This window comes from Cupriavidus sp. SW-Y-13, from assembly GCF_009793345.1.
In the GTDB taxonomy this organism is placed as follows: Bacteria; Pseudomonadota; Gammaproteobacteria; order Burkholderiales; family Burkholderiaceae; genus Cupriavidus.
Window position 1 is genome coordinate 2,414,298 of record NZ_WHLX01000001.1, and the last position, 22,756, is coordinate 2,437,053.

The 22,756-nt window shown below is 63.2% G+C and carries 20 protein-coding genes and 1 tRNA gene; 6 read left to right on the forward strand and 15 right to left on the reverse strand.

Annotated features, from left to right (window positions below; genetic code table 11):
* Window positions 1-8 precede the first annotated feature (8 nt).
* Window positions 9-1,187 (reverse strand): nicotinate phosphoribosyltransferase, encoded by a 1,179-nt coding sequence (gene pncB, locus GA566_RS10785; protein ID WP_160472726.1) that lies wholly within the window; start codon window positions 1,185-1,187, stop codon window positions 9-11.
* Window positions 1,188-1,242: 55 nt separating this feature from the next.
* Window positions 1,243-1,791 (reverse strand): hypothetical protein, encoded by a 549-nt coding sequence (locus tag GA566_RS10790; RefSeq protein ID WP_249359044.1) that lies wholly within the window; start codon window positions 1,789-1,791, stop codon window positions 1,243-1,245.
* A gap of 358 nt (window positions 1,792-2,149) precedes the next feature.
* Between GA566_RS10790 and fdxA the strand changes: the two genes are divergently transcribed.
* The 6 genes from fdxA (at window position 2,150) to GA566_RS10820 (ending at window position 6,640) form a co-directional block, all read left to right on the forward strand.
* A complete protein-coding gene (gene fdxA, locus GA566_RS10795) occupies window positions 2,150-2,473 on the forward strand; it encodes a ferredoxin FdxA (protein WP_137923121.1) in 324 nt (107 codons plus the stop codon).
* Window positions 2,474-2,607: 134 nt separating this feature from the next.
* Window positions 2,608-3,711 carry an NAD(P)/FAD-dependent oxidoreductase gene (locus GA566_RS10800; RefSeq protein WP_137923122.1) on the forward strand — a complete coding sequence of 368 codons (1,104 nt, stop codon included), beginning with the start codon at window positions 2,608-2,610 and terminating at the stop codon, window positions 3,709-3,711.
* A 243-nt stretch (window positions 3,712-3,954) separates the two neighbouring features.
* Window positions 3,955-4,030 (forward strand) — tRNA-Asn (locus GA566_RS10805).
* A gap of 438 nt (window positions 4,031-4,468) precedes the next feature.
* On the forward strand, window positions 4,469-4,681 hold the full coding sequence (gene rpsU, locus GA566_RS10810; RefSeq protein WP_008648415.1) for a 30S ribosomal protein S21: 213 nt from the start codon (window positions 4,469-4,471) through the stop codon (window positions 4,679-4,681).
* A gap of 129 nt (window positions 4,682-4,810) precedes the next feature.
* A complete protein-coding gene (nodI, locus tag GA566_RS10815) occupies window positions 4,811-5,755 on the forward strand; it encodes a nodulation factor ABC transporter ATP-binding protein NodI (RefSeq protein WP_160472727.1) in 945 nt (314 codons plus the stop codon).
* A gap of 33 nt (window positions 5,756-5,788) precedes the next feature.
* Window positions 5,789-6,640: an ABC transporter permease gene (locus GA566_RS10820; RefSeq protein WP_304523598.1), complete on the forward strand. Its 852-nt coding sequence runs from the start codon at window positions 5,789-5,791 to the stop codon at window positions 6,638-6,640.
* 173 nt (window positions 6,641-6,813) lie between these two features.
* Here the strand turns inward: GA566_RS10820 and GA566_RS10825 are convergent, their stop codons facing one another.
* From GA566_RS10825 to asd, 13 genes are all read right to left on the reverse strand, one after another.
* Window positions 6,814-8,022 carry an O-succinylhomoserine sulfhydrylase gene (locus tag GA566_RS10825; RefSeq protein ID WP_137923124.1) on the reverse strand — a complete coding sequence of 403 codons (1,209 nt, stop codon included), beginning with the start codon at window positions 8,020-8,022 and terminating at the stop codon, window positions 6,814-6,816.
* Window positions 8,023-8,058: 36 nt separating this feature from the next.
* Window positions 8,059-9,585, reverse strand: a complete 1,527-nt coding sequence (gene purF, locus GA566_RS10830) for an amidophosphoribosyltransferase (protein ID WP_137923125.1) — start codon at window positions 9,583-9,585, stop codon at window positions 8,059-8,061.
* Between the two features lie 142 nt (window positions 9,586-9,727).
* On the reverse strand, window positions 9,728-10,225 hold the full coding sequence (locus GA566_RS10835) for a CvpA family protein (protein ID WP_137923126.1): 498 nt from the start codon (window positions 10,223-10,225) through the stop codon (window positions 9,728-9,730).
* A gap of 84 nt (window positions 10,226-10,309) precedes the next feature.
* Window positions 10,310-11,041, reverse strand: coding sequence for an SPOR domain-containing protein (locus GA566_RS10840; RefSeq protein WP_160472728.1), 732 nt, complete (start codon window positions 11,039-11,041; stop codon window positions 10,310-10,312).
* A gap of 70 nt (window positions 11,042-11,111) precedes the next feature.
* Window positions 11,112-12,422 carry a bifunctional tetrahydrofolate synthase/dihydrofolate synthase gene (folC, locus tag GA566_RS10845; RefSeq protein WP_160472729.1) on the reverse strand — a complete coding sequence of 437 codons (1,311 nt, stop codon included), beginning with the start codon at window positions 12,420-12,422 and terminating at the stop codon, window positions 11,112-11,114.
* A gap of 79 nt (window positions 12,423-12,501) precedes the next feature.
* A complete protein-coding gene (gene accD, locus GA566_RS10850; protein ID WP_137923129.1) occupies window positions 12,502-13,374 on the reverse strand; it encodes an acetyl-CoA carboxylase, carboxyltransferase subunit beta in 873 nt (290 codons plus the stop codon).
* A gap of 173 nt (window positions 13,375-13,547) precedes the next feature.
* The gene (gene trpA / locus GA566_RS10855; RefSeq protein WP_137923130.1) at window positions 13,548-14,345 is read right to left on the reverse strand and encodes a tryptophan synthase subunit alpha; all 798 of its coding nucleotides are present in this window, start codon (window positions 14,343-14,345) and stop codon (window positions 13,548-13,550) included.
* A gap of 17 nt (window positions 14,346-14,362) precedes the next feature.
* Entirely contained in the window at window positions 14,363-15,307 is a 945-nt protein-coding gene (locus tag GA566_RS10860) for a site-specific DNA-methyltransferase (protein WP_160472730.1), read from the reverse strand.
* Complete coding sequence (gene trpB, locus GA566_RS10865; protein ID WP_137923132.1) at window positions 15,307-16,500, reverse strand: tryptophan synthase subunit beta; 1,194 nt, start codon at window positions 16,498-16,500, stop codon at window positions 15,307-15,309. The genes GA566_RS10860 and trpB overlap by 1 nt, the downstream gene beginning before the upstream one ends.
* A 109-nt stretch (window positions 16,501-16,609) precedes the next feature.
* On the reverse strand, window positions 16,610-17,320 hold the full coding sequence (locus GA566_RS10870; protein WP_160472731.1) for a phosphoribosylanthranilate isomerase: 711 nt from the start codon (window positions 17,318-17,320) through the stop codon (window positions 16,610-16,612).
* A complete protein-coding gene (gene truA / locus GA566_RS10875) occupies window positions 17,310-18,149 on the reverse strand; it encodes a tRNA pseudouridine(38-40) synthase TruA (protein WP_160472732.1) in 840 nt (279 codons plus the stop codon). Before truA ends, GA566_RS10870 begins: the two co-directional genes overlap by 11 nt.
* 168 nt (window positions 18,150-18,317) lie before the next feature.
* Complete coding sequence (locus tag GA566_RS10880) at window positions 18,318-21,119, reverse strand: FimV/HubP family polar landmark protein (RefSeq protein ID WP_160472733.1); 2,802 nt, start codon at window positions 21,117-21,119, stop codon at window positions 18,318-18,320.
* Between the two features lie 336 nt (window positions 21,120-21,455).
* Window positions 21,456-22,592, reverse strand: a complete 1,137-nt coding sequence (gene asd / locus GA566_RS10885; protein WP_160472734.1) for an aspartate-semialdehyde dehydrogenase — start codon at window positions 22,590-22,592, stop codon at window positions 21,456-21,458.
* Window positions 22,593-22,756 lie beyond the last annotated feature (164 nt).

Genomic DNA, 22,756 nt, shown 5'->3' on the forward strand with positions numbered 1-22,756 from the left:
TGAATCGATCAGCGACCGGCGCTGACCTCGAATACCTGCCGCAGATACGACAGGTAGCCGGGGTCGTCGCACATGGTCTTTTCCGGGGTATCGGAAAGCTTGGCAACGGGCTGGCCGTTGCAGCGGACCATCTTGATGACGATCTGCAACGGCGTGTAGCCCAGGTCGTTGGTCAGGTTGGTTCCTACGCCGAATGCAAGCTTGCAGCGGTGCCGGAACCGCTCGTAGAGCTCGATCACCTTCGGGATATGCAATGCGTCGCTGAAGATGAGCGTCTTGCTGCGGGGATCCACGCGGTTGGCCGCGTAGTGAGCCAGCATGCGCTCGCCCCATTCGAACGGATCGCCGGAATCGTGGCGTACGCCATCGAACAGCTTGCAAAAGAACAAATCGAAATCACGCAGGAAGGCATCGAACCCATAGGTGTCTGAAAGCGCGATGCCCAAATCGCCACGGTACTCGCGCGCCCAGTTCTCCAGCGCGTAGACCTGCGAATCGCGCAGTCGCGGCCCCAGCGCCTGGCACGCCTGCAGGTACTCGTGCGCCATCGTGCCGAGCGGCGTCATGTTGTGCAGCCGCGCGAAATGGACGTTGCTGGTGCCCGCCAGTTGCGGGCCAAGGATCGATCGCATCGACAGGAGAACCTCCTCCTGCCAGTCACGCGAGAAGCGGCGGCGCGTGCCGTAGTCGGCAATCACGCAGTCTGTGTATTGCGGCACCTTGAGCAGGTCCAGCTTCTCTTCCAGCCGGCGGCGCCCTTCCTGCAGATCGGGCTGCGGCTGCGTCCGACGGAAATACACCTCGTTGACGATGGCCAGGAGCGGGATCTCGAACAGGATGGTATGCAGCCACGGACCACGGATCTCGATGTCGATCTCGCCGTTGCCCGACGGCGATGGCTGCACCGTCACGTACTTCTCGTTCAGGTGAAACAGCGCCAGGAAATCGACGAAATCGCTCTTGATGAAGCGCATGCCGCGCAGGTACTCCAGCTCGTCGTCGCTGAAACGCAACTCGCAAAGGCTGGCAAGCTCGGCCCTGATCTCATCGACATAGGGCGTAAGGTCCACGCCCACGTTGCGGCACTTGAAACGGTACTCGACCTGGGCCTGCGGGAAATGGTGCAGCACCACCTGCATCATCGTGAATTTGTACAGGTCGGTGTCGAGCAGGGAGCGAATGATCATAGCGGGGGGCGGGGCGCACGGCGTGCCGATGACAGGCCCTCATGCTAACCGAAAGTCACGCGCCATCGAGTCCCATGAGTCGCAATGGCGCACGCGGCGCGGATTGTAGGCACCAGAGCTGCCCGCCCCGCCCGTCCGCGCACGTGACAAGCATGGCCTGGCCGCGCGGCACTGCGGCGGGCAGCGGTTCGGCAAAGTTGCCCGATGCCACGATGATCCGCTCCTGATAAACCGCCTTGCCCGCCTGATCGAAGCGAAGGACCTGGATCAAGGTATCGGGCGACGGCTGGAGATCTTTTTCGCAAGGCACCAGCCCGTCGCGGTTGCAGTTGGCCATCGCGACACCGGCCGGTGTACGTTCCACGCTGAAGCTGTCCCATTCGAACGTTGTCAGGGACGCCAGCGCCACGGGCTGGTCCGACTGTGCACGCGAGGCCACCAGTCGCGAGACGACGCTGCCTGCCATGTCGCCCCGAGGCACCGCTGCCTGCGGCGACTGCGCCATCGCCGGCACAGTGACCAAACTGGCCGACATGATGCCTACGCCACAAAGCACGCCCAGCACGGTATGCGCCGCCATGGCCAACTTCGCTCGTCCGGTCACGTTTCACTCTCCAGATAGCCACGCATGAGACGTGGGAATAGTAGTCTTTCCGTCCGGGCTCCGCGACCAGTCAACCGCCCGAAAACCGCATGGCGGGCCGATTTCGGCACCGGAGGGGATGGAAAGTACATAAAGAAATAAGAAAACTATCTTACCCGGCTATATAGACTCGCTATCCTTGCGGAGTGGCTCAGCTACAATATCGGTCTTTGAAAGGCCACGGCCCCCGTTCGCCCCAAGTTACCCCGATTGACATACACGTCGTTCGACGCGTAGCGGGCAACTTCGCAAGAGCGGCGGCAAGAAGCGGCCCTGGACAAATCCCCATCGAAGACCGATCCGTTTTTCTGGAACCGAAATGACTCACGTTGTCACCGAAGCCTGCATCCGTTGCCGTTACACCGACTGCGTTGATGTGTGTCCGGTCGATTGTTTCCGCGAAGGCCCGAACTTCCTGGCCATCGATCCCGACGAGTGCATCGATTGCGCCGTATGTGTGGCCGAATGCCCGGTGAACGCGATCTACGCCGAGGAAGACGTCCCCGGCGATCAGCAGGCATACATCGAGCTGAACGCCGAACTGTCGCGCAGCTGGCCGTCCATCACCAAGACCAAGGCCCCGCTGGCCGAGGCCGAGGAATGGAAGGACGCGACCGACAAGCTGCAGTACCTGCAGCGATAAGAGAAGATCGACGCGCCAGCATAGACTCCGGCGGATTCAGCCTGAGCGGCTGGCCAGCGTCAAAGAAAGCCCGTCCCCACGCGCTTTCCCGTAATACCGGGCACGCCATTGCCCCCAAACGTATCAGGACGAATATGGACTTGAGCATTCCTAATCCCGTGGCCGACGCAACGCAGCAGGCTGGCGGCAACACCGGTGGCCAGCCGCTGGAAATCGATGCGCTGATCGTTGGCGCAGGCCCGGTCGGGCTGTTCCAGGTGTTTGAACTGGGCCTGCTCGAAATCAAGGCCCACGTGATCGACTCGCTCAAGGTAGTGGGCGGCCAGTGCGTGGAGCTGTATCCGGACAAGCCCATCTACGACATCCCGGCCGTGCCCATCTGCACCGGCCAGGAACTGACCGACAACCTGCTCAAGCAGATCGAACCGTTCTCGCCGACATTCCACCTGGGCCAGGAAGTGGCCGTGGTGGAGCGCCGTGAAGACGGCCGCTTCTTCGTGGAAACGTCGACCGGCACGCGCTTCATCACCAAAACCATCTTCATCGCTGCCGGCGTGGGGTCGTTCCAGCCGCGTACGCTCAAGGTGGAAGGCATCGACAAGTTCGATGGCAAGCAACTGTTCTACCGCGTGAAGGATCCGAGCCGCTTCCACGGCCGCAACCTCGTTGTCGTGGGCGGTGGCGATTCGGCGCTGGACTGGACGCTGGACCTCGTTGGCAAGGCCGAGTCGGTGGTGATGATCCACCGCCGCGATGGTTTCCGTGCCGCGCCGGCATCGGTGGCCAAGATGCGCGAGCTGTGCGAACAGATGGAAATGCAGTTCCTGGTCGGCCAGATTGGCGGCTATGAAGAGAAGGATGGCGTCCTCACCGAAGTCAAGGTGACCGGCGGTGACGGCGTGACGCGCCGCCTGCCCGTGGACGACGTGCTGGTCTTCTTTGGCTTGTCGCCGAAGCTGGGTCCGATCGCCGAATGGGGCCTGGAACTCGAACGCAAGCAGATCAAGGTGGATACCGAGAAGTTCGAGACGAACATCCCGGGCATCTTTGCCGTGGGCGACATCAACACGTACCCGGGAAAGAAGAAGCTGATCCTGTCGGGTTTCCACGAAGCCGCCCTGGCAGCGTTCGGCGCCGCGCCGTACATCTTCCCGGACAAGAAGATCCACATGCAATACACCACCACCTCGCCGAAGCTGCACAAGGTGCTGGGCGTGGAATCGCCGGTCTTCGACTGATCGTTTTTGGTCGATCGCAAAAAAGTCGCCTCCGGGCGATTTTTTTGTTTGCACAAATCAAAAAGCTGGCTATAATGCGGCCTCGCTGTTGAACACGGCAACGCAGCAAAGGGCGGAAACGCTTGCTGCAGGCCAGTTCCAGAGCAAACCAGAGTTTTAGCGACAACCTTCTGACGAAAACAAAACGTTAAAAAGTTGTTGACGAAACGAAGAGAAGCTGGTTATAATTTCTTTCTCATCTGTTCCCCGATAGCTCAGTTGGTAGAGCGCCGGACTGTTAATCCGTAGGTCCCTGGTTCGAGCCCAGGTCGGGGAGCCAAAAAATTCAAGGTGAAGGCCGATACGAAAGTATCGGCCTTTTTCCTTTGTGGTTCGCCGTCGAACCACACCAGGCTCCGCACACCCCTCCCCCACGCCGCCCCCTTGCCGCGCATTCTGCGGTAAAATGCCCGATTGCCCTGATGTACTTGACTGACCTCCGGTATACCTGTAAAAGGTTACCGGCGTATTTCTTGCGCAATATTCACGGAAACAGGTAGTCCACCAAGTTTTTACCTAGCTAGGAAAATTTGGCCCGTCACCCCTGACACTGGCAGTACGGATCTCGGTCCACAGGCAGGTTGTTCTAGGGGGCGCACCCCGGCATCAGCCGGCGCGTGCGATTACCACCGTCGCAGAAGGCTCCGGAGCCCGATGTGGCACCGTTTCCCCTCTATGAACCTACCCGCCCCTGTGGCGGTCATCCTGAAGGACTGAATTGACTAAGATCGTTCTGAAACCGGGCGAGCCCGTTGAAGTTGCAATGCGTCGTTTCCGTCGCGCCATTCTGCAGACTGGCCTGATCGTGGAACTGAAGAGCCGCACCGCCTACGAAAAGCCGACGACCGAGCGCAAGCGCAAGAAGAAGGCTGCCGAGGCTCGCCTGCGCAAGCGTCTGCGCATGCAAATGCTGCCGAAGAAGCTCTACTGATTCGCGCACTGCCCTAAAGAACCGCCAGTTCACCTGGCGGTTTTTTTTCGCCCCGACTCCACGCCCCGCCACCGGATGGAATGGAGTGAATGCGAAGCGCCAACAATCGGGCACACGTTGGCCGGCATAATGGCGGAACACCGCTTTCGGGGAACCCTAGCCTTGACTGCCATTCTGCAGATGCGCAATGTGCGCAAACTCTACGGCGACACCGTTGTCGTCAACGACCTCGACCTCGAGGTCCATCCCGGGCAGTGCTTCGGACTGCTTGGCCCCAACGGCGCCGGCAAGACCACCACGCTGCGCATGCTGCTGGGGCTCACCACACCCGCCTCGGGCACCCTGACACTCTGCGGCGAGCCGATTCCTCAGCGCGCACCACAAGCGCGCATGCGCGTGGGCGTGGTGCCGCAGTTCGACAACCTCGACCCGGACTTCTCCGTGATCGAGAACCTGCGGATCTTTGGCCGCTACTTCGGCCTCCCGTCTGCCGAGATTGCTGCGCGCGTGCCGAAGCTGCTGGAGTTCGCGCGACTCGAAAGCAAAGCCAATGCCCAGGTCCGCGAGTTGTCCGGCGGCATGCGAAGGCGCCTGACGGTGGCGCGTGCGCTGATCAACGACCCTGACCTGCTCGTCATGGACGAACCCACCACCGGCCTGGACCCGCAGGCCCGGCACCTGATCTGGGAGCGGCTTCGTTCCCTGCTGGCAGCGGGAAAGACGATCCTTCTGACCACGCACTTCATGGAAGAGGCGGAGAGGCTCTGCGACCACCTTTGCGTGATCGACGCCGGGCGCAAGATTGCCGAAGGCAAGCCGCACGAGCTGATCGACCGAGAAATCGGGTGCGATGTCGTGGAAATCTACGGCGACGAGTTGGAGCCGCTACGCCACACGCTGACGCCACTATCCGAACGCACCGAGATGCGCGGCGAGACACTCTTCTGCTATGTGCGGGAACCCGATCCGCTTCTGGCCGCGCTCCATGGCAAGGGCGGCGTGCGCTACCTGCATCGGCCAGCCAACCTCGAGGATGTGTTCCTTAAGCTGACCGGCCGGGAAATGCGCGACTAATGCGAACGTTGATGCGACCGACGAGAGATTGAGATGAGCGAACACGATCCACATAGTCCCGGCGTCGCCCTGGATGGCACCCCTTCTGTACCTGCTCGCCAGCACTATCCCCAGCCCCTGCTGCCGCGCAATATGCGCAACTGGATGATGGTCTGGTATCGCAACTACATGGTCTGGAAAAAGCTGGCCATCCCGTCGATGATCGGCAACCTGGCCGACCCAATGATCTACCTGTTCGGACTGGGGCTGGGCCTTGGGCTGCTGGTCGGGCAGGTCAACGGGGTCTCGTATATTGCCTTCCTGGCGGCCGGCACCACGGCATCGAGCGTGATGATGTCCGCGAGCTTCGAGTCGATGTATTCGGCATTTTCGCGCATGCATGTCCAGCGCACCTGGGAAGCCATCATGCATGCGCCCCTGACGCTCGGTGACGTGGTCCTGGGCGAAATACTCTGGGCGGCGAGCAAGGCGGTGTTATCAGGATCGGCCATCATGCTGGTGGCAGGCGTGCTGGGCTACGCGCAGTTCCCGAGCGCACTGGCGGCCCTGCCGGTCATCGTCCTGGCCGGCATCACGTTCGCGAGCCTGGCGATGATCGTGACGGCCCTTGCCCCGAGCTACGACTTCTTCATGTTCTACCAGACGCTGGTCATGACGCCGATGCTGCTGCTCTCCGGCGTGTTCTTCCCACTGGAGCAACTGCCAGAAGGCGCGCAGAAGGCGACACAAGTCCTGCCGCTCGCACATGCCGTGGCACTGATTCGTCCGTTGATGCTGGGAAGGCCCGTAGAAAACGCCGCGCTGCACGTCGTGGTGCTGGCGATCTATGCGGTGGTGGCGCTGGTGGCGGCGCTGGTGCTGCTACGGAGGAGGATGTTGCGGTGAGTGTTTGATACTTGCCGGAAGCCGGCTCCCCTCTCCCGCGCAGCGGGAGAGGGGTTGGGGGTGAGGGTCAGCGGTTCAAGTTGCGACGATTTCGGCAAGCAGAACCTCCAGCCCTCTCCCCCGCCCCTCTCCCATAGGGAGAGGGGAGAAAACCCGTGGCAGGGGGAGCGCTGTTACTGCCCCAACCCTCGCAGCAGATCCGCCTTCAGATCACCCACCGTCTCCAGCCCCACCGCCAGACGGATCAGCCCTTCGCTGATCCCCGCGGCAGCCTTGACCTCGGGTGCCACGCGACCATGCGTGGTGGTGTACGGATGCGTGATCGTCGTGCGCGTGTCGCCCAGGTTGCCGGTGATCGAGCACAGCTTCGTGCTGTCGATCACTCGCCAGGCATTCGCGCGCATCTGCTCCGGCGTATCGCCCTTCAGTTCGAATGAAACAATCGCGCCACCGCCGCTCTGCTGGCGTTGGGCGATCTCGTACTGCGGGTGCGACTTCAGCGCCGGATGGAACACGCGGTTCACGGCCGGATGCGACTCAAGGAAACTGGCAATCTCCAGCGCGCTCTGCGAATGGCGCTCCATGCGGATGGCCAGCGTCTCCATGCCCTTGAGCATGACCCACGCATTGAACGCTGACATCGTCGGGCCCGCCGTCCGTACGAACGGGAAGACCTTGCCCATGATGTAGTCGTGCTTGCCCACCACGGCGCCGCCAAGTACGCGACCCTGCCCGTCGATATGCTTGGTGGCCGAATGCACCACCACGTCCGCACCGAACTTGATCGGCTGTTGCAGCGCTGGCGAGCAGAAGCAGTTATCCACCACGAACAGCGCGCCGGCGTTGTGCGCGATATCGCCAATGGCGGCGATATCGGACACTTCCGTCAGCGGGTTCGACGGCGTTTCCAGGAAGAACAGCTTGGTATTGGGCTTGACTGCCGCACGCCATGCGGACAGGTCACTGCTGTCCACATAGGTCGTCTCCACGCCGAACTTGGCGAGGATCGTGTTGAACAGCGTCATCGTCGATCCGAAGATCGATCGTGAACTGACCAGATGGTCACCCGACTGCAACGACGCCAGCGCCACCGACAGGATTGCGCTCATGCCCGATGCCGTGGCCATGCAAGCCTCGGCGCCTTCCAGCGCGGCCAGCCGCGACTGGAACATCGACACCGTCGGATTCGTGAAGCGCGAATACGTGTACGCCTCTTCCGAGTTCGCGAACCGCTCGGCCGCCTGGGCGGCGTTGTCGAAACAGAAGCTCGAGGTCAGGTACATCGCCTCGGAATGCTCCATGAAATCGCTGGAACGCAGGGTGCCGGCGCGCACGCCGAGGGTGTCGATGCCGTAGGACTCGGGTTGGAATGGTTCGCTCATGCTGCAATCACTACCCAATGTTGGTTGTTCTGGTTGTTATTCGTTGTTGCTCGAACGCTGCAGGTGAAGCTGCGAACGCTCGGTTTCACCGCTCGGGCCTTCACGGTCTGCCGTCGTGCGCGAAGCCTCCAGGCGATCGAGGTAAGCCTCGTCGATATCCCCCGTCACGTACTTGCCATCGAAGCACGAGGCATCGAAGTCACGCAGGTTCGGGTTGATATCGCGCAGAGCCTGCTTCAGCGCTTCCACATCCTGATAGACAAGCTGGTCGGCGCCGATCATCTTGGCCACTTCCTCGTCGGTGCGGCCATGGGCCACCAGCTCGCTGCGCGTCGGCATGTCGATGCCATACACGTTCGGGAACTTCACCGGCGGCGCAGCCGAGGCAAAGATCACCTTCTTGGCGCCGGCGTCGCGTGCCATCTGCACGATCTCGAACGACGTCGTACCGCGCACGATCGAGTCATCGACGATCAGCACGTTCTTGCCCTTGAACTCCACGCCCATCGCGTTGAGCTTCTGGCGCACCGACTTCTTGCGCACCGCTTGCCCCGGCATGATGAAGGTACGGCCAACGTAGCGATTCTTGAAGAAACCCTCGCGGTACGGCACGCCCAGTGCATTGGCTACCTGCATGGCGGCCGGACGGCTCGAATCGGGAATCGGCATGACCACATCGATGTCGCCTGCCGGCACTTCGCGGCGGATCTTCTCGGCCAGATAGTCACCCATGCGCATGCGCGCATCGTAGACGGGCACGCCGTCGATGCACGAATCCGGACGGGCCAGGTAGACATATTCGAAGATGCAAGGCGTCAACTGCGGATTCTCGGCGCATTGCTTGCTGTGCAGCTTGCCGTCGAGGTCGATGAACAGCGCCTCGCCCGGGGCCACGTCACGGTCCATCGTGTAGCCCATGCCTTCCAGGGCTACCGACTCCGACACCACCAGGTATTCCTTGCCCGTCGGGGTATCCATACTGCCGATGCACAGCGGACGGATGCCGAACGGGTCGCGCACGGCCAGCAAGCCGTAACCCGAGATCTGTGCCGTGATCGCATAGGCGCCCTTCACGCGGCGGTGCAGACCGGCCACAGCCGTGAAGATCATCTCCGGGTCCAGCGCCTTGCCGCCGCTGGCCCGTTGCAGCTCGTCGGCCAGCACGTTCAGCAGCACTTCGGAGTCCGAATGCGTGTTGATGTGGCGACGGTCGCGGCGGAACATTTCCTCGCGAAGCTGTTCCGAATTGGTCAGGTTGCCGTTGTGGGCCAGCATGATGCCGTACGGCGCATTCACGTAGAACGGCTGGGCTTCTTCCTCGCTGGAGGAGCCGGCGGTCGGGTAGCGAACCTGCCCGATGCCCGAAGTGCCCGGCAGGCCGCGCATATTGCGCGTGCGGAACACATCGCGCACGAGGCCGTTGGCCTTGTGCATGTGGAAGGTGCTGCCATTGGCCGTGGCGATGCCGGCTGCATCCTGTCCGCGGTGTTGCAACAGCAGCAGGCTGTCATAGATCAATTGGTTGACAGGGCTGGTGGAAACCACGCCGACGATACCGCACATGCCGAACTCCCAGGAAAGGCAAATAATTCAGGGGCGCGATTCCGTCATGTACGCGACGGAACTGCGTTGGTACTACACCGCGCGCGCGCCGAAGTCCGGGCGCCCGCGTCTTGATCAGGTTTTCAACTTCCGACCTTCAATTTCAGGTCTTCACATACTTCGCCAGGTCGGGCGGCAGCCATTGCCGCAACTCGTTCATGGCCTGCACGACGTAGGGCCGAGATAGCGCATCGCGCCAGAACGGCTCCTCGGGCAGCTTCGTCAGTCCGGCGACCACGACCACAAGCATGACGATCAGCGCGCCGCGCGCCAATCCAAACACAAACCCCAAGCCGCGATCCGCAGGTTTCAGGCCTGTGGTCTCCAGTAACTGGCCCAGGATGGCCCCTGCCAATGCCGCCACGATCCACGTGCCGAAAAACACCGCCAGAAATCCCAGCGCACTGCGCGTCAGCGCGCCACCCGGCAACGATTCCGGCATCCATTGCGCGGCCATTCCACCGAAATGGTAGGCCAGCACGAAGGCCACTACCCAGCCCACCAGCGCCAGCACCTCGCGTACGAGGCCCCGCAACACGCCAATCAATGCCGATGCCACGAGGATGAAAGCCACCCCATAGTCGAAAAAAGTAAATGCCATGCGTCGGACTTCGATCCCTGTCAGATGGGGGCGGTCCGCGGCCCTGCAACGGCAAGGCTTCGCAAATCGCTCCGCTCCACCGTGTTATTGCTCGACCACTTTCGAGGTCAGCCCGATAGCACGTACTTTCTTGTCAGCTGCATCCACGGCATCGCGGCTATTGAACGGGCCGGCACGCAGCAGGATGCGATCCCCATCGGAGAGGGTCTTCTTTTCCACGTAGGCCGGCACCTTGCTCTCCTTGAGCTTGGCCAACCAGCCGCGCGCACGCTCTTCCGACGAGAACGCGCCGATCAAAATCAGGTACTTGGTGTTGGCATTGGCGCTGGCAGCAGGTTTGTCCGCCGGCTTGGCCTCTGCAACCTTGGCATCGGCCTTGCCCTTGTCAGCGGCAGGTGCAGGTGCATTGACGATTTCCTCGCCGGCATCGAGCGCCGCATCGTTACGGCCGCTGGATGCCTGGGGCGGCAGCGGGTCAGCCTTGCGCGCCTCGACCTTCGGCTTCTGCGTGCCGCCCTGCCCGTTGGCAACCTTGACGGCCACGTCTTCGGAGACCGGGCGTGGCTTGTGCTCGAACACGATCGGCAACACGATGACCGCCGCGGCCAGCAGCACCACGGCGCCGATCAAACGGCGGCGGGCGCGTTGCTTTTGCGGGAAGTCGGGGTCGAGACTGTCGTCGGCCCGGTCGGCGTAGTCGTCCGCCGTACGGCGCGATGCACCGATGCCGGAGCCGGAATCTGCCCGTGTGCGGCGACCGCGTTCGGGAGCCGGGTCATTGCCCTTGCGGGACGAAAACAGCGAAAGCAGGCCCATAGATGCCCAATGTTGGTGTTCGGTGCGATGTCATTCAGGCTGCCGATGGGGTGGCAGCGCCGTCAGCGAATTAGTTGGCCTGCGTGGCACGGTAGGCCAGCACGCCCGCTACGGTGTAGAACGACCCGAAGACCAGGATTCTATCATTCTCGGTGGCTCTCCCGATGGCATCGCGATAGGCCAATTCCGGGCTAGGGAACAACGCTACCGTGTTGTCGGGACCTTCGTGGAAGCCGGTGGTGTCGAGCGCAGCCCGCAGGTCGGCGCCGCTCGCGGCACGCGCCGTGGGCAGGTCGCACATGCACCAGTGATCCACCTTGTCGGCCACCTGCTGCAATACCCCGGCAATGTCCTTGTCCGCCATCGCGCCGAACACCGCGTACGTGTAGCGGAAGAATCCCATGTTGTCGAGATTCTGGCCCAGCGTGGCCGAGGCATGCGGATTATGTGCCACATCGAGGATGACAGCCGGACGACCCGGCATCACCTGGAATCGTCCCGGCAGTTCGACGAATGCCAGGCCATTGCGCACTTCCTGCGCGCTCACCGGCAGGTGCGGGCGCATGGCCTGCAGCGCTGCCAGCGCCGCCGACGCATTCAGCAACTGGTTCGCGCCGCGCAAGGCCGGATAGCCGAGACCATTGAGCTTGCGCTCGCGGCCAGTCCAGTCCCACTGCTGGCGCTCCTGCCCCGGCGCGGCCTGATGGCGGAAGTCACGCCCTACCAGCCAGAGATCGGCGCCGATCGCTTCCGCGTGGTCGATCATCGACTGGGGCGGCACGGGGTCGCCACAGATCGCCGGCACATTCGGGCGGAAAATGCCCGCCTTCTCGTAGCCAATCTTCTCGCGGGTGTCGCCCAGGTACTCGGTGTGATCGATGTCGACGCTGGTAATCACCGCGCAATCCGTATCGATCACGTTCGTGGCATCCAGCCGGCCGCCCAGCCCCACTTCAAGGACGATGGCGTCGAGGCCAGCGTTGGCGAACATGTGGATGATCGCAAGCGTCGTGAATTCGAAATACGTCAGGCTGACCGGATCGGCAAAGCTCGTCCGGGCGCGTTCCACGGCCTCGAAGTGCGGCAGCAGTTGTGCATCGGTGGCCTGCTCGCCATTCAGGCGCGCACGCTCGTTGAACGAAATCAGGTGCGGCGACGTATGCAGGCCCACCTTGTAGCCGGCTTCCAGCAGGATGCGTTCGAGCATCGCGCAGGTCGAACCCTTGCCGTTGGTGCCGCCCACCGTGAAGACCACGGCGTCGATGCGCAGGCCCAGCGCTTCCTTGACGCGCGATATCCGCGTCAAACCCATGTCGATGCCCACAGGATGGGCGGTTTCGAGGTGTTTCAGCCAGTCGGGGAGAGTGTGGAAGATGGGCATTGCTGATGGACGACACACAAAAAGAAAATGGCGCGGGTTAAGGCACCCGCGCCATTGTCCTGCAAATCACGCTACCGCGTCAGGCTACCGCGTCGGCCGGCTGCTTCTGCAGCAGTGCCAGCAGTTGCGCCAGTTCCGCGCGCAGGCGGCGGCGGTCGACAATCATGTCGATGGCGCCCTTCTGCAGCAGGAACTCGGCGCGCTGGAAGCCTTCCGGCAGCTTCTCGCGCACGGTCTGCTCGATCACGCGCGGGCCGGCAAAGCCGATCAGCGCCTTCGGTTCGGCAATCACCACATCGCCCAGGAAGGCGAACGAGGCGGACACGCCACCCATCGTCGGATCGGTCAGCACGCTGATGAACGGCAGCTTGGCGTTCGACAGCTGATTCAGCATGGCCGTGGTCTTGGCCATCTGCATCAGCGACAGCAGGCTCTCCTGCATACGCGCACCGCCCGTGGCGGTAATGCAGATGAACGGCACCTTCTGCTCGAGCGCCGCCTGAGCGCCGCGCGCGAAGCGTTCGCCCACTACCGAACCCATCGAACCACCCATGAATTCGAATTCGAAGCAGCTCACGACCACGGGAATCGTGTGGATCGCACCACCCATGACCACCATCGCATCGGTCTCGCCAGTGTCTTCCATGGCGGCCTTGATGCGGTCCGGGTACTTCTTCGTGTCCTTGAACTTCAGCGCGTCGACCGGCACGATTTCCTGGCCGATTTCATAGCGGCCCTCGGCGTCCAGCAGCTTGTCCAGCCGCTCGCGCGAGCGGATGCGCATATGGTGGTCGCACTTCGGGCAGACGTGCAGATTGGCCTCGACGTCCGTGCGGTACAGCGTGGACTCGCACGACGGGCACTTGACCCACAGCCCTTCCGGAATGCCCTTGCGGGTGGAGGGGTCGGTCTGTTGAATCTTGGGAGGGAGGAGTTTATCCAACCAGCTCATGAAAGCTCCTTTCGGATAGCTGCCGCACGCTTGTCACACTGCGGCGGCAGGGAATCAGGCCGCGAATTTACCATGCCCGGACAGTCGGATCGAAGCAAAACGCGCCAATTGTGCATTGAAAGACACAATTGGAGCGTGATTTTTCACCGATTCATGGGGTGTTGGACACGTTTTCAGGCGTCCAGTGCCTCGCGGATGCCGCCGATGAACGTACGCAGCGCCGCTACGGCCTGATCGCGCGGTGCATCTTCGAGCAGTTGAACCAGGCGACTACCGATCACTACGGCGTCTGCCACGCTGCCGATAGCGCGAGCGGTCTGCGCATCGCGAATGCCGAAACCGACACCGACCGGCAGGTTGGCGTGCTGCTTGATCAGCGGCAGACGCGCTGCCACGCTGTCGAGGTCGAGCGTGGCCGAACCGGTCACGCCCTTCAACGACACATAGTAAAGATAGCCGCTGGCCACCTTCGCCACGGCAGCGATGCGATCGTCGGTAGAGGTTGGCGCAAGCAGGAAAATCGGGTCCATGCTGTGCTCGCGCATCAGTCCGGCGAACGACTCGCACTCCTCGGGGGGATAGTCCACCACGAGTACGCCGTCCACACCGGCTGCGGCAGCGGCGCGGGCAAAGGTCTCCTCGCCCATGCGTTCGATCGGGTTGGCATAACCCATCAGGACCACGGGCGTGGCATTGTCGGTCTTGCGGAACTCGGCTACCCACTCCAGCACGTGCTTGAGCGACACGCCCTGTGCCAGCGCGCGTTCCGACGCACGCTGGATCACAGGCCCGTCGGCCATCGGGTCCGAGAACGGTACGCCGAGTTCGATCACATCGGCGCCGCCTTCCACCAGCGCGTGCATCAGCGCTACGGTCAGGCCGGGTTCGGGATCGCCCGCCGTGATAAACGGAATCAGGCCCTTCTTGTTCTGCGCGGCCAGTGCCGCGAAAGTCGTCTGGATACGGGACATGTCTGTGGCCATCGGCGTCAGATGAGGCGCTGCACCGGCGAAGCATCGGCCTCGTCGTTGGCAGCGTCCGGGGTCAGGTCGGAAGTTTCGGCGGATGCGGCCGCTTCGGTATCGGGGCGGATCTGCGCATACACAGGCTGCGCGGCCGTCACGCGGTCACGCACCAACCCGGCGTATTGCGGATTCATCTCGAAACCGACAAAACGCCGGCCATGGCGCACACACGCCACGGCCGTGGTGCCGCTACCCGTGAACGGGTCCAGCACAACACCACCGGGCGGGCAGCTCGACAGCACCATGCGCTCCACGATCTCCAGCGGCTTCTGAGTCGGGTGATCGGCGCGCTCGGGGTCCTGCCGGTGAATACGCGGCACGCTCCAGAGATCCTTGGGGTTGTAGCCCACTTCCAGCCACTTCTTGCCTTCGAAGCGCGGACGGCTGCGCGCCTTCTTGGTCTCGGCATCGTAAGGAATACGCACCGGATCGAGATCGAAGTAATAGTCGCGCTGGCGAGCGAAGAAACCAATGTTGTCGTGCACCGACGAAAACTTGCGCGTCGTGCCGCCCATGCTCGGCACGCGGCGATCCCAGATGATCTCGTTGATCATCGTCAGACGCTTCTTGAGCATCACGAACAGTTCAGGCGAGTATTGCCAGGTGCAGAACAGGTACAGCGTGCCGCGCGGGGCCAGCTTCGGAATGATCGCGTCCATCCAGCGCTCGGACCATTCCAGGTAGGCATCACCAGACAGCAGGTCCGAGTCGTTGCCGTAGTCCTTGCCCAGTCCATAGGGCGGATCGGCGACGATCAGGTCCACCGAGCCGTCGGCGATCCGCTGGATGCCGTCGAGCGCGTCTTCCTGATAGAGACGCACGGCCTCGGTATCGAGAATATCGAACGGCGCCGCGGCGCCGCCCGTTTCTGCCTGGGATGCAGTCGAGTCAGGGGGCAGCGCGCGCATTACAGCTTCAAGCCTCCACGTTCGGCCACGGTATGCATGTCCTTGTCGCCCCGACCGGAGAGGTTCACGAGCAGCAGCTTGTCCTTCGGCAACGTCGGCGCCAGCTTGCAGGCATAGGCGATGGCATGGCTCGATTCCAGCGCCGGGATGATGCCTTCGATGCGGCAGCAATCGTGGAAGGCGCGCAGCGCCTCTTCATCGGTGATCGGCACATACTGCGCGCGGCCCAGGTCCTTGAGCCATGCGTGCTCGGGACCTACGCCTGGATAGTCCAGGCCGGCCGAGACCGAATGCGTCTCGATGATCTGGCCGTTCTCGTCCTGCAGCAGGTACGTGCGGTTACCGTGCAGCACGCCCGGCGAGCCGCCAGTGAGCGACGCCGCATGGCGACCCGTCTCCAGGCCATCGCCGGCCGCTTCCACGCCGATCAGTTCCACGTCCTTGTGATCGATATACGGGTAGAAAATCCCCATCGCATTCGAGCCGCCGCCCACGCAGGCGATCACGGCATCGGGCTGGCGTCCGGTCAGTTCGGGCATCTGGACCTTCGACTCTTCACCGATCACGCACTGGAAGTCACGGACCATCATCGGATACGGGTGCGGACCCGCCACGGTGCCGATGATGTAGAACGTGGTTTCCACGTTGGTCACCCAGTCGCGCATGGCTTCGTTGAGGGCGTCCTTGAGCGTCTTCGAGCCACTTTCCACAGGCACCACGGTGGCGCCGAGCAGCTTCATCCGGTAGACGTTGGCCGCCTGGCGACGCACGTCCTCAGAGCCCATGTAGACCACGCACTCCATACCGAAGCGCGCGGCGATCGTGGCCGTGGCCACGCCGTGCTGGCCGGCGCCGGTCTCGGCAATCACGCGCTTCTTGCCCATGCGCTTGGCCAGCAGCGCCTGACCAATCACGTTGTTGATCTTGTGCGCGCCGGTGTGATTCAGGTCTTCGCGCTTGAAGTAGATCTGCGCGCCGCCGAGCGTCTCGCTCCAGCGTTGTGCGTGATAGATCGGCGAAGGCCGGCCAACAAAGTGCTTCAGTTCGCGCCGGTATTCGGCATCGAACTCCGGGTCCTTCTGGAAGTGCGCATAGGCATCGCGCAGTTCGTCCAGTGCGTGGACCAGCGTTTCGGAAACAAAGGTACCGCCATAGGGGCCGAAGTGGCCGCGTTGATCGGGCAGGTCGTACATGTCCAGGCTCTCAGGTGGCGCTCCGCGCGGTCTTGGCGGCGGAGTGCGGAAAACGGGAATCGGGCGGCCGGTGTGGCGAAGGGAGGGAGGCAGCCAATCGGCAAGCGAATCAGCTACCGGCCTGCCCTGCATCCGCCAGTCGCACGGCGCGCACGAATGCGGCAATGCGGGCGTGGTCCTTCACACCCTTGGACGCCTCCACGCCGCTGCTGACATCCACGGCATAGGGGCGCACGCGTTCAATCGCGCCAGCGACGTTTTGCGCGTTCAACCCACCACTCAAAACGATGCGAGGAGCGTCGCTGGCGGGTGGGATAGCAGGATCGGGCGGAAGCCATTGAGCAGGAATCAGGGTCCAGTCGAAGACGTGGCCGCCACCGCCATAGCCTTCGACGAAGGCGTCGAGCAACAGGCCGGCAGCGTCACGGTACAGATCGGCGAATTCTACCAAATCGAGGCCCTGCCGAACACGGGCCGCTCGCACGAAAGGCAGCCGACAGCGCCGGGCAATGGCGGCGCATTGCTCCGGCGTCTCATCGCCGTGGAACTGAAGCAACGTCAACGGCACACGCTCGGTCACATGGGCCACTTCCTCGGCATCGGCATTGACGAACAGGCCGGTCACGGTCACGAATGGGGGCACCTGCTCGGCCAGCGCCGCCGCGCGCGCCACATCCACATGGCGAGGACTCTTGTCGTAGAAGACCAGGCCAATCGCATCGGCGCCCGCGTCAACGGCGGCGCGCACGTCTTCGGCGCGCGTCAGTCCGCAGATCTTGATGCGCGTACGGGCAGGTACGCGGTCGGAATCAGGCGCCATGATCGGGTCCTTGGGAATTGTCGGGAAACACGCCGTGGAAGAAGCTGGCCGAGCGGTCCGCGCGGGGCAGCTGGTACGGCTCAGGATACTTGACGTCCACCAGATAGAGGCCGTCCGGCATGAAGGTCGGCGCGGCCTTCTGACGGTTGCGGCCTGCCAGCACCTCAGCCATCCATTCCGCCGGATAACGTCCGCGCCCCACGGCTACGAGGCAACCCATCAGGTTGCGCACCATGTGATGCAGGAAGGCACTGGCTCGAAAGCGCAGAAATACCCAGTTGCCGTCGGCCCCGATCGTGACGTCGTACATCGTCTTGACCGGCGACTTGGCCTGGCATTCGGCAGCCCGGAATGCCGAGAAATCGTGCTCGCCGATCAGGCAGCCAGCGGCAGCGCGCATCGCCGCCACGTCCAGCCGCTGCCCCGGCGGCAGCATCTGGTAGCCCGCCCGGCCGTGGATCATCGGCACCCGGTGCGGTCCCGTGTAGAGCGCGTAGTAATACATGCGCTCGTAGGCCAGGAAACGCGCGTGAAAACCATCGTCGACCGGCTCCGCCCATTGCAGCGCAATGGACTGCGGCAAGAAGGCATTGACCCCGCGCACCCACGAGAACTTGTCGCGGTTCAGTTCGGTGTCGAGATGGATCACCTGACCGAGCGCATGGACACCCGTGTCGGTCCGCCCCGCCACCGTGGTCAGCAGGCGCACGCCAGCGAAACGCTCTATGGCGTCTTCCAGATGATCCTGCACGGTATTGCGGTGGGGCTGGGACTGCCAGCCCGAGAAAGCCGATCCGTCGTACTGGAGGCCGATGGCGATACGGTTCATGAATATCGGATGCCCAAAAACAAAATGCGCCGGAAGGGACGCTTCCGGCGCATCGCTTCGGGCCGCGGCGGGCCATGACTCCGGCACGCCGCAAACCCTGCATCATACCGGCCTTTGGATTGGATCTTTCGATCTGACCTCAGGCCGCACAGCGTCCCTACCCTGCTTTCAGGCCACCTCGCGCAGCAGCGTACGGGCTTCGGTTTGCAGCGGATCTTGCGACTGGTCCACCACTTCCTGCAGCAGTTCGCGGGCACCTTCCTTGTCGCCGATCTCGATGTAGGCGCGCGCCAGATCGAGCTTGATCTGCATGTCGCGGCCCCCATCCATGCCAGTGGCCGACAACGTACTGGCCGACACACCATGCGTGGAATCGCCCATACCTTCCGACGTCACGCGGCTCAGGTCGATCGGCTCGGCGAGCCGGCCGTTCTGGAGCATCGTGGTCGCGGGCAGCGGCAGCGTCGATTCCGTCAACGACGGCACATCGAACCCGATCGGCGCCGCTTCCGGAGTGGCCGGCATATCGGACTTCGCCGGATTCAGGTCCAGCGACAGGCTCGACATGTCGAACTCGAGCGGACGCGAGCGAGTCGGAGCGTCGAGCGGCGGCACACCGGCGTGCGCATCGGCATCGTCCAGGGACGCATCCAGGATGTCGTCGAGACGCGCTACCGGTTGCGACGCATCATGGCCGAACACCAGCGCGGCCGATTCCGGCGCCACGATGGGTTCGCCAGCCGCTGGCGCAGGGAACGCGTCGAGCGGCAGCGCCAGATCCGGCATACCGCCGGTCACCATGCCCTGCGCCTGTGCCGGATCCTGCGTGCGCCACTGGTCCGCGGCGGGCGTGGTCGTATCGGCTTCCACGATCGTGTCAGGCGCGACAGACAAATACAGCGCCGTATTGGGATCGAGCTTGCGCCCCATTTCCGCGGCCTGGAGCCAGTCCGCACCTTGCCCGCCCGTCTGGGTGAACATTTCTTCTGCAATCACCCGAAAACCTTCCACATCCTGGCGAGTGTTATAGATCTCCAGCAGTTTCAGGCGAATGGCCTGACGCTCCGGACTTTGTTGCAACGCTTCGCGCAGGATCTCTTCGGCCTGCACATCGCGTCCGTAGGCGATATACACCTCGGCCTCGGCAATCGGATCCACTTCCGTTGCCTCGTGCGAATTGTTGCCAATGCGGAAGTCGGCACCGAACACGCTGTGCTGCGAGGTATCGACGCTCTGGCCACCGGCCGTGCCGAACAGCGAATGCCCGCCGGCCATGACCGTGCTTTCCTGGGACAGGATGCTGTCGCCAAAACCCGTATTCTCGCCCGCCTTCTGCTTCTGGCGGCGGCGATAGTACGCATATCCGCCAAGCAACGCAACCAGCACACCTGCGCCGGGCAACAGCATCGGGTTGGCGAGCAGTTCGTCGACGAACGAAGGCTCCGGCACGGGCTGGATAACAGGCGGCTTCTTCTTGGCTGCGACAGGTGCCGAAGCCGGGACTGCGGCTTGCGGCGCCGAAGCAGTTGCAGCCTGCGGAACGGAAGCGGCAGTCGCTTGCGGAGCAGATGCCGCGGCAACCGCAGCGGTAGCAGCAGGCGCCGGCTCCGGCGTGGCCGTGCTGGTGGCCTCGGCCGGCTTGGCCGGTTCCGGTGCTACGACGGTCGGCGCCGGGGCGGCGGCGGTCTCGGCAACCTTCGGCGCGGCGGCCGGAGTTGCCGGAGTAGCTGCCTTCGCGGCCTGGTTCGCCTGGTTCAGCTTGGCGATCTCCGCATTCTTCAGCTCCATCAAGCGCTGCATGTCGGAGATATTCTTCTCCAGCTCCGTCACGCGCGACTCGGCTTCCTTCAGCTTGCGCTGCGTTGCCACGTCGGCCTCGGCCTGAGCTTGCGCCTTGGCCTGGGCGCCCTTGTCGGCCTTCGACAGCTTCAGCTCATCGCGCTGTCCGGCGTCGGGCACCGTCGTGTCCTGCACGCGTGCCGTGACATTGCCCGATTGCTGGCGGCCCGAACCGGCATCCACCGACTTGGCGGCGGCAGCAGCGGCCAGGCGGCTGCGATAGCTGTCGAAGCCCTGCGTGCGAGCGACCACTTCGCGGCGGGCCTCCCTGGGGCTGACCGACTGCGCCTGCTGGGTGCTCGGCACCTTCAGCACGGCACCGGACTTGATCCGGTTGATATTGCCGCCGATGAAGGCATTGGGATTGTTGCGATACAGCGCGAGCAGCATCTGCTCTAGCGACACGGCATCCTGGCCTTGCGCGGCATCGCCGGCGATCGTGTAGAGCGTGTCACCGCGCTGGACGGTGTACTGGCCGTTGGCAGTGCTGGCCGTGGTGCCTTCGGGAGCCGGCGCAGCGGCGCGGTTCGGCTGGCGGGTCGGCGTCGGACGCTGGATCTGTGCGGACGGGGCGGGTGTGGGTGCAGCGGCAACAGGTGCCGGCGCCTGCGTCGGCGCGGCGGCCGGCGATGCATCAGGTGTGGCAGCCTGGACGACCGTGGTGGGCGCGAAGGCCTGGTTGGAAGGCTTGGCGCCAGCCGGGTCGAGCAAGAACGTGTAGGCTCGCGTGACCTTGCCGCTGGACCATGTCATGTCGACAAGGATGTCGACAAACGGCTCGCTGAGTGGCTGGCTGGAGCGGACGGTGGCAACGTAGGTGCCGTTCGCACGCCGCTGGATGTCGAGCTTCACACCCGAGATCGCCGGCAGGTACGTCAGCCCCGCACGCGTATAGGCGGACGGCGGGGCCAGCTTGACGGCCAGGCCGTCGGCTTCCTCGGCCGTGACGCCGGTGATATCGATTTCAGCCTGGAGCGGCTGACCCAGATTGGATTGGACCCGCAATTGCCCGAACCCCGCAGCATAGGCGGCAGGCTGCGCAAGCAGCAAACCGAATGCCGTGACGGCCAGCGTTGACCAGCGCTGACGGACAGTAGGCGCATCTTTCCGGCGATGTAGGCTCACACTCACCTTGTGCTCCATTATTTTTTAGTAGCGATAAAGTAACCCGACCCCAAAATGGCTGGCTGGCAGACGGATGCCGGTGCAGCACGGAGTTCCGATATTTTGTCGGACTTCGTCCCTGCCCTGCCTCTCGTCCATACCGCCTCCCGGCGCAACCGGAAACCTCCCCGGACGCAGGGTGACGACGACCCCGTAGCCAAGCGCATGCCGGCTGTATTGTGAACCAAGCCTGCCGAAAAAAGGTCTCCAGATGCGACAACGCCGCGCTGGGGCGCGGCGTTGCTGGCAAAGCGACGTATTCTGTTGCCTCCCCGCAACGATGCGGAGAGGTCACTCTCAGGGTCAACCCTCGATCAGAATGCGCAGCATGCGACGCAGGGGTTCGGCAGCGCCCCACAGGAGCTGGTCGCCCACGGTGAAGGCCGACAGGTACTCGCCACCCATCTGCATCTTGCGCAAGCGACCGACCGGAATCGTCAGCGTGCCCGTCACGGCGGCCGGCGTCAGATCCTTCATGCTGGCTTCGCGCGTGTTCGGCACGACCTTGGCCCACTGGTTGTTGGCGGCCAGCATGCCTTCGATCTCGTCCAGCGGCACATCCTTCCGCAGCTTGATGGTCAGCGCTTGCGAGTGGCAGCGCATTGCGCCAATCCGCACGCACAGGCCGTCCACGGCAATCGGGGCCGCGCCAGTGGCGCCCACGAAGCCTTCGCCGCGGCCCAGGATCTTGTTGGTCTCGGCACCGCCCTTCCATTCTTCCTTGGAAACGCCGTTGCCCAGGTCCTTGTCGATCCACGGAATCAGGTTGCCAGCCAGGGGCACGCCAAACTGCTTCGTTTCATCGGCGGACAGGCCGTGCTGGGTAGCCAGGATCTGACGGTCGATCTCGAGGATAGCCGACGCCGGGTTGTCCAGCAGCGGCTTGACCGCGTTGTTCAGCGTGCCGAACTGCGTCAGCAGCTCGCGCATGTGCTGGGCACCGCCGCCCGAGGCGGCCTGGTACGTCATCGAGGTCATCCACTCGATCAGGTCGGCTTCGAACAGACCGCCCAGACCCATCATCATGCAGCTGACCGTGCAGTTGCCGCCGATGAAGTTCTTGACGCCCTTCGACAGCGCATCCTTGATCACACCCAGGTTGACCGGGTCCAGCACGATGATCGCATCGTCCTTCATGCGCAGCGACGAAGCCGCATCAATCCAGTAGCCGTTCCAGCCAGCGGCGCGCAGGCGCGGAAACACATCGTTCGTGTAGTCGCCACCCTGGGCGGTGAGCACCACGTCGCACTTCTTCAGTGCCTCGATGTCGTTCGCATCTTTCAGCGTGATTTCATTCTTCGCCATCGCCGGGGCCTTGCCGCCTGCGTTGGACGTGCTGAAGAAAATGGGCTCGATATGGTCGAAATCGCCCTCTTCCTGCATGCGCTGCATCAGGACGCTGCCGACCATTCCTCGCCAACCGACGAGACCTACAATCATGACTTACCTCGGATGTGATGTGAACTTCCCCGCCATTTTCCTCGCCCGGCGTGGCTGCGCGGGGAAGACGGGCAGGCACGACGAACGATCTTAGGGGATCGTTTTGGTAATGGTTTTAATCGTCGTGGCGGTAACCGCCAGGCTGTGCGAATCCATGCCGATCG

What these genes read in the sequence shown, in the direction of transcription:
- pncB (WP_160472726.1), bottom strand. Translation starts at nt 1,187, where the DNA reads ATGATCATTCGCTCCCTGCTCGACACCGACCTGTACAAATTCACGATG.
- fdxA (WP_137923121.1), top strand. Translation starts at nt 2,150, where the DNA reads ATGACTCACGTTGTCACCGAAGCCTGCATCCGTTGCCGTTACACCGAC.
- GA566_RS10800 (WP_137923122.1), top strand. Translation starts at nt 2,608, where the DNA reads ATGGACTTGAGCATTCCTAATCCCGTGGCCGACGCAACGCAGCAGGCT.
- nodI (WP_160472727.1), top strand. Translation starts at nt 4,811, where the DNA reads ATGGCGGAACACCGCTTTCGGGGAACCCTAGCCTTGACTGCCATTCTG.
- GA566_RS10820 (WP_304523598.1), top strand. Translation starts at nt 5,789, where the DNA reads ATGAGCGAACACGATCCACATAGTCCCGGCGTCGCCCTGGATGGCACC.
- GA566_RS10825 (WP_137923124.1), bottom strand. Translation starts at nt 8,022, where the DNA reads ATGAGCGAACCATTCCAACCCGAGTCCTACGGCATCGACACCCTCGGC.
- purF (WP_137923125.1), bottom strand. Translation starts at nt 9,585, where the DNA reads ATGTGCGGTATCGTCGGCGTGGTTTCCACCAGCCCTGTCAACCAATTG.
- GA566_RS10835 (WP_137923126.1), bottom strand. Translation starts at nt 10,225, where the DNA reads ATGGCATTTACTTTTTTCGACTATGGGGTGGCTTTCATCCTCGTGGCA.
- GA566_RS10840 (WP_160472728.1), bottom strand. Translation starts at nt 11,041, where the DNA reads ATGGGCCTGCTTTCGCTGTTTTCGTCCCGCAAGGGCAATGACCCGGCT.
- folC (WP_160472729.1), bottom strand. Translation starts at nt 12,422, where the DNA reads ATGCCCATCTTCCACACTCTCCCCGACTGGCTGAAACACCTCGAAACC.
- accD (WP_137923129.1), bottom strand. Translation starts at nt 13,374, where the DNA reads ATGAGCTGGTTGGATAAACTCCTCCCTCCCAAGATTCAACAGACCGAC.
- trpA (WP_137923130.1), bottom strand. Translation starts at nt 14,345, where the DNA reads ATGTCCCGTATCCAGACGACTTTCGCGGCACTGGCCGCGCAGAACAAG.
- GA566_RS10860 (WP_160472730.1), bottom strand. Translation starts at nt 15,307, where the DNA reads ATGCGCGCGCTGCCCCCTGACTCGACTGCATCCCAGGCAGAAACGGGC.
- trpB (WP_137923132.1), bottom strand. Translation starts at nt 16,500, where the DNA reads ATGTACGACCTGCCCGATCAACGCGGCCACTTCGGCCCCTATGGCGGT.
- GA566_RS10870 (WP_160472731.1), bottom strand. Translation starts at nt 17,320, where the DNA reads ATGGCGCCTGATTCCGACCGCGTACCTGCCCGTACGCGCATCAAGATC.
- truA (WP_160472732.1), bottom strand. Translation starts at nt 18,149, where the DNA reads ATGAACCGTATCGCCATCGGCCTCCAGTACGACGGATCGGCTTTCTCG.
- asd (WP_160472734.1), bottom strand. Translation starts at nt 22,592, where the DNA reads ATGATTGTAGGTCTCGTCGGTTGGCGAGGAATGGTCGGCAGCGTCCTG.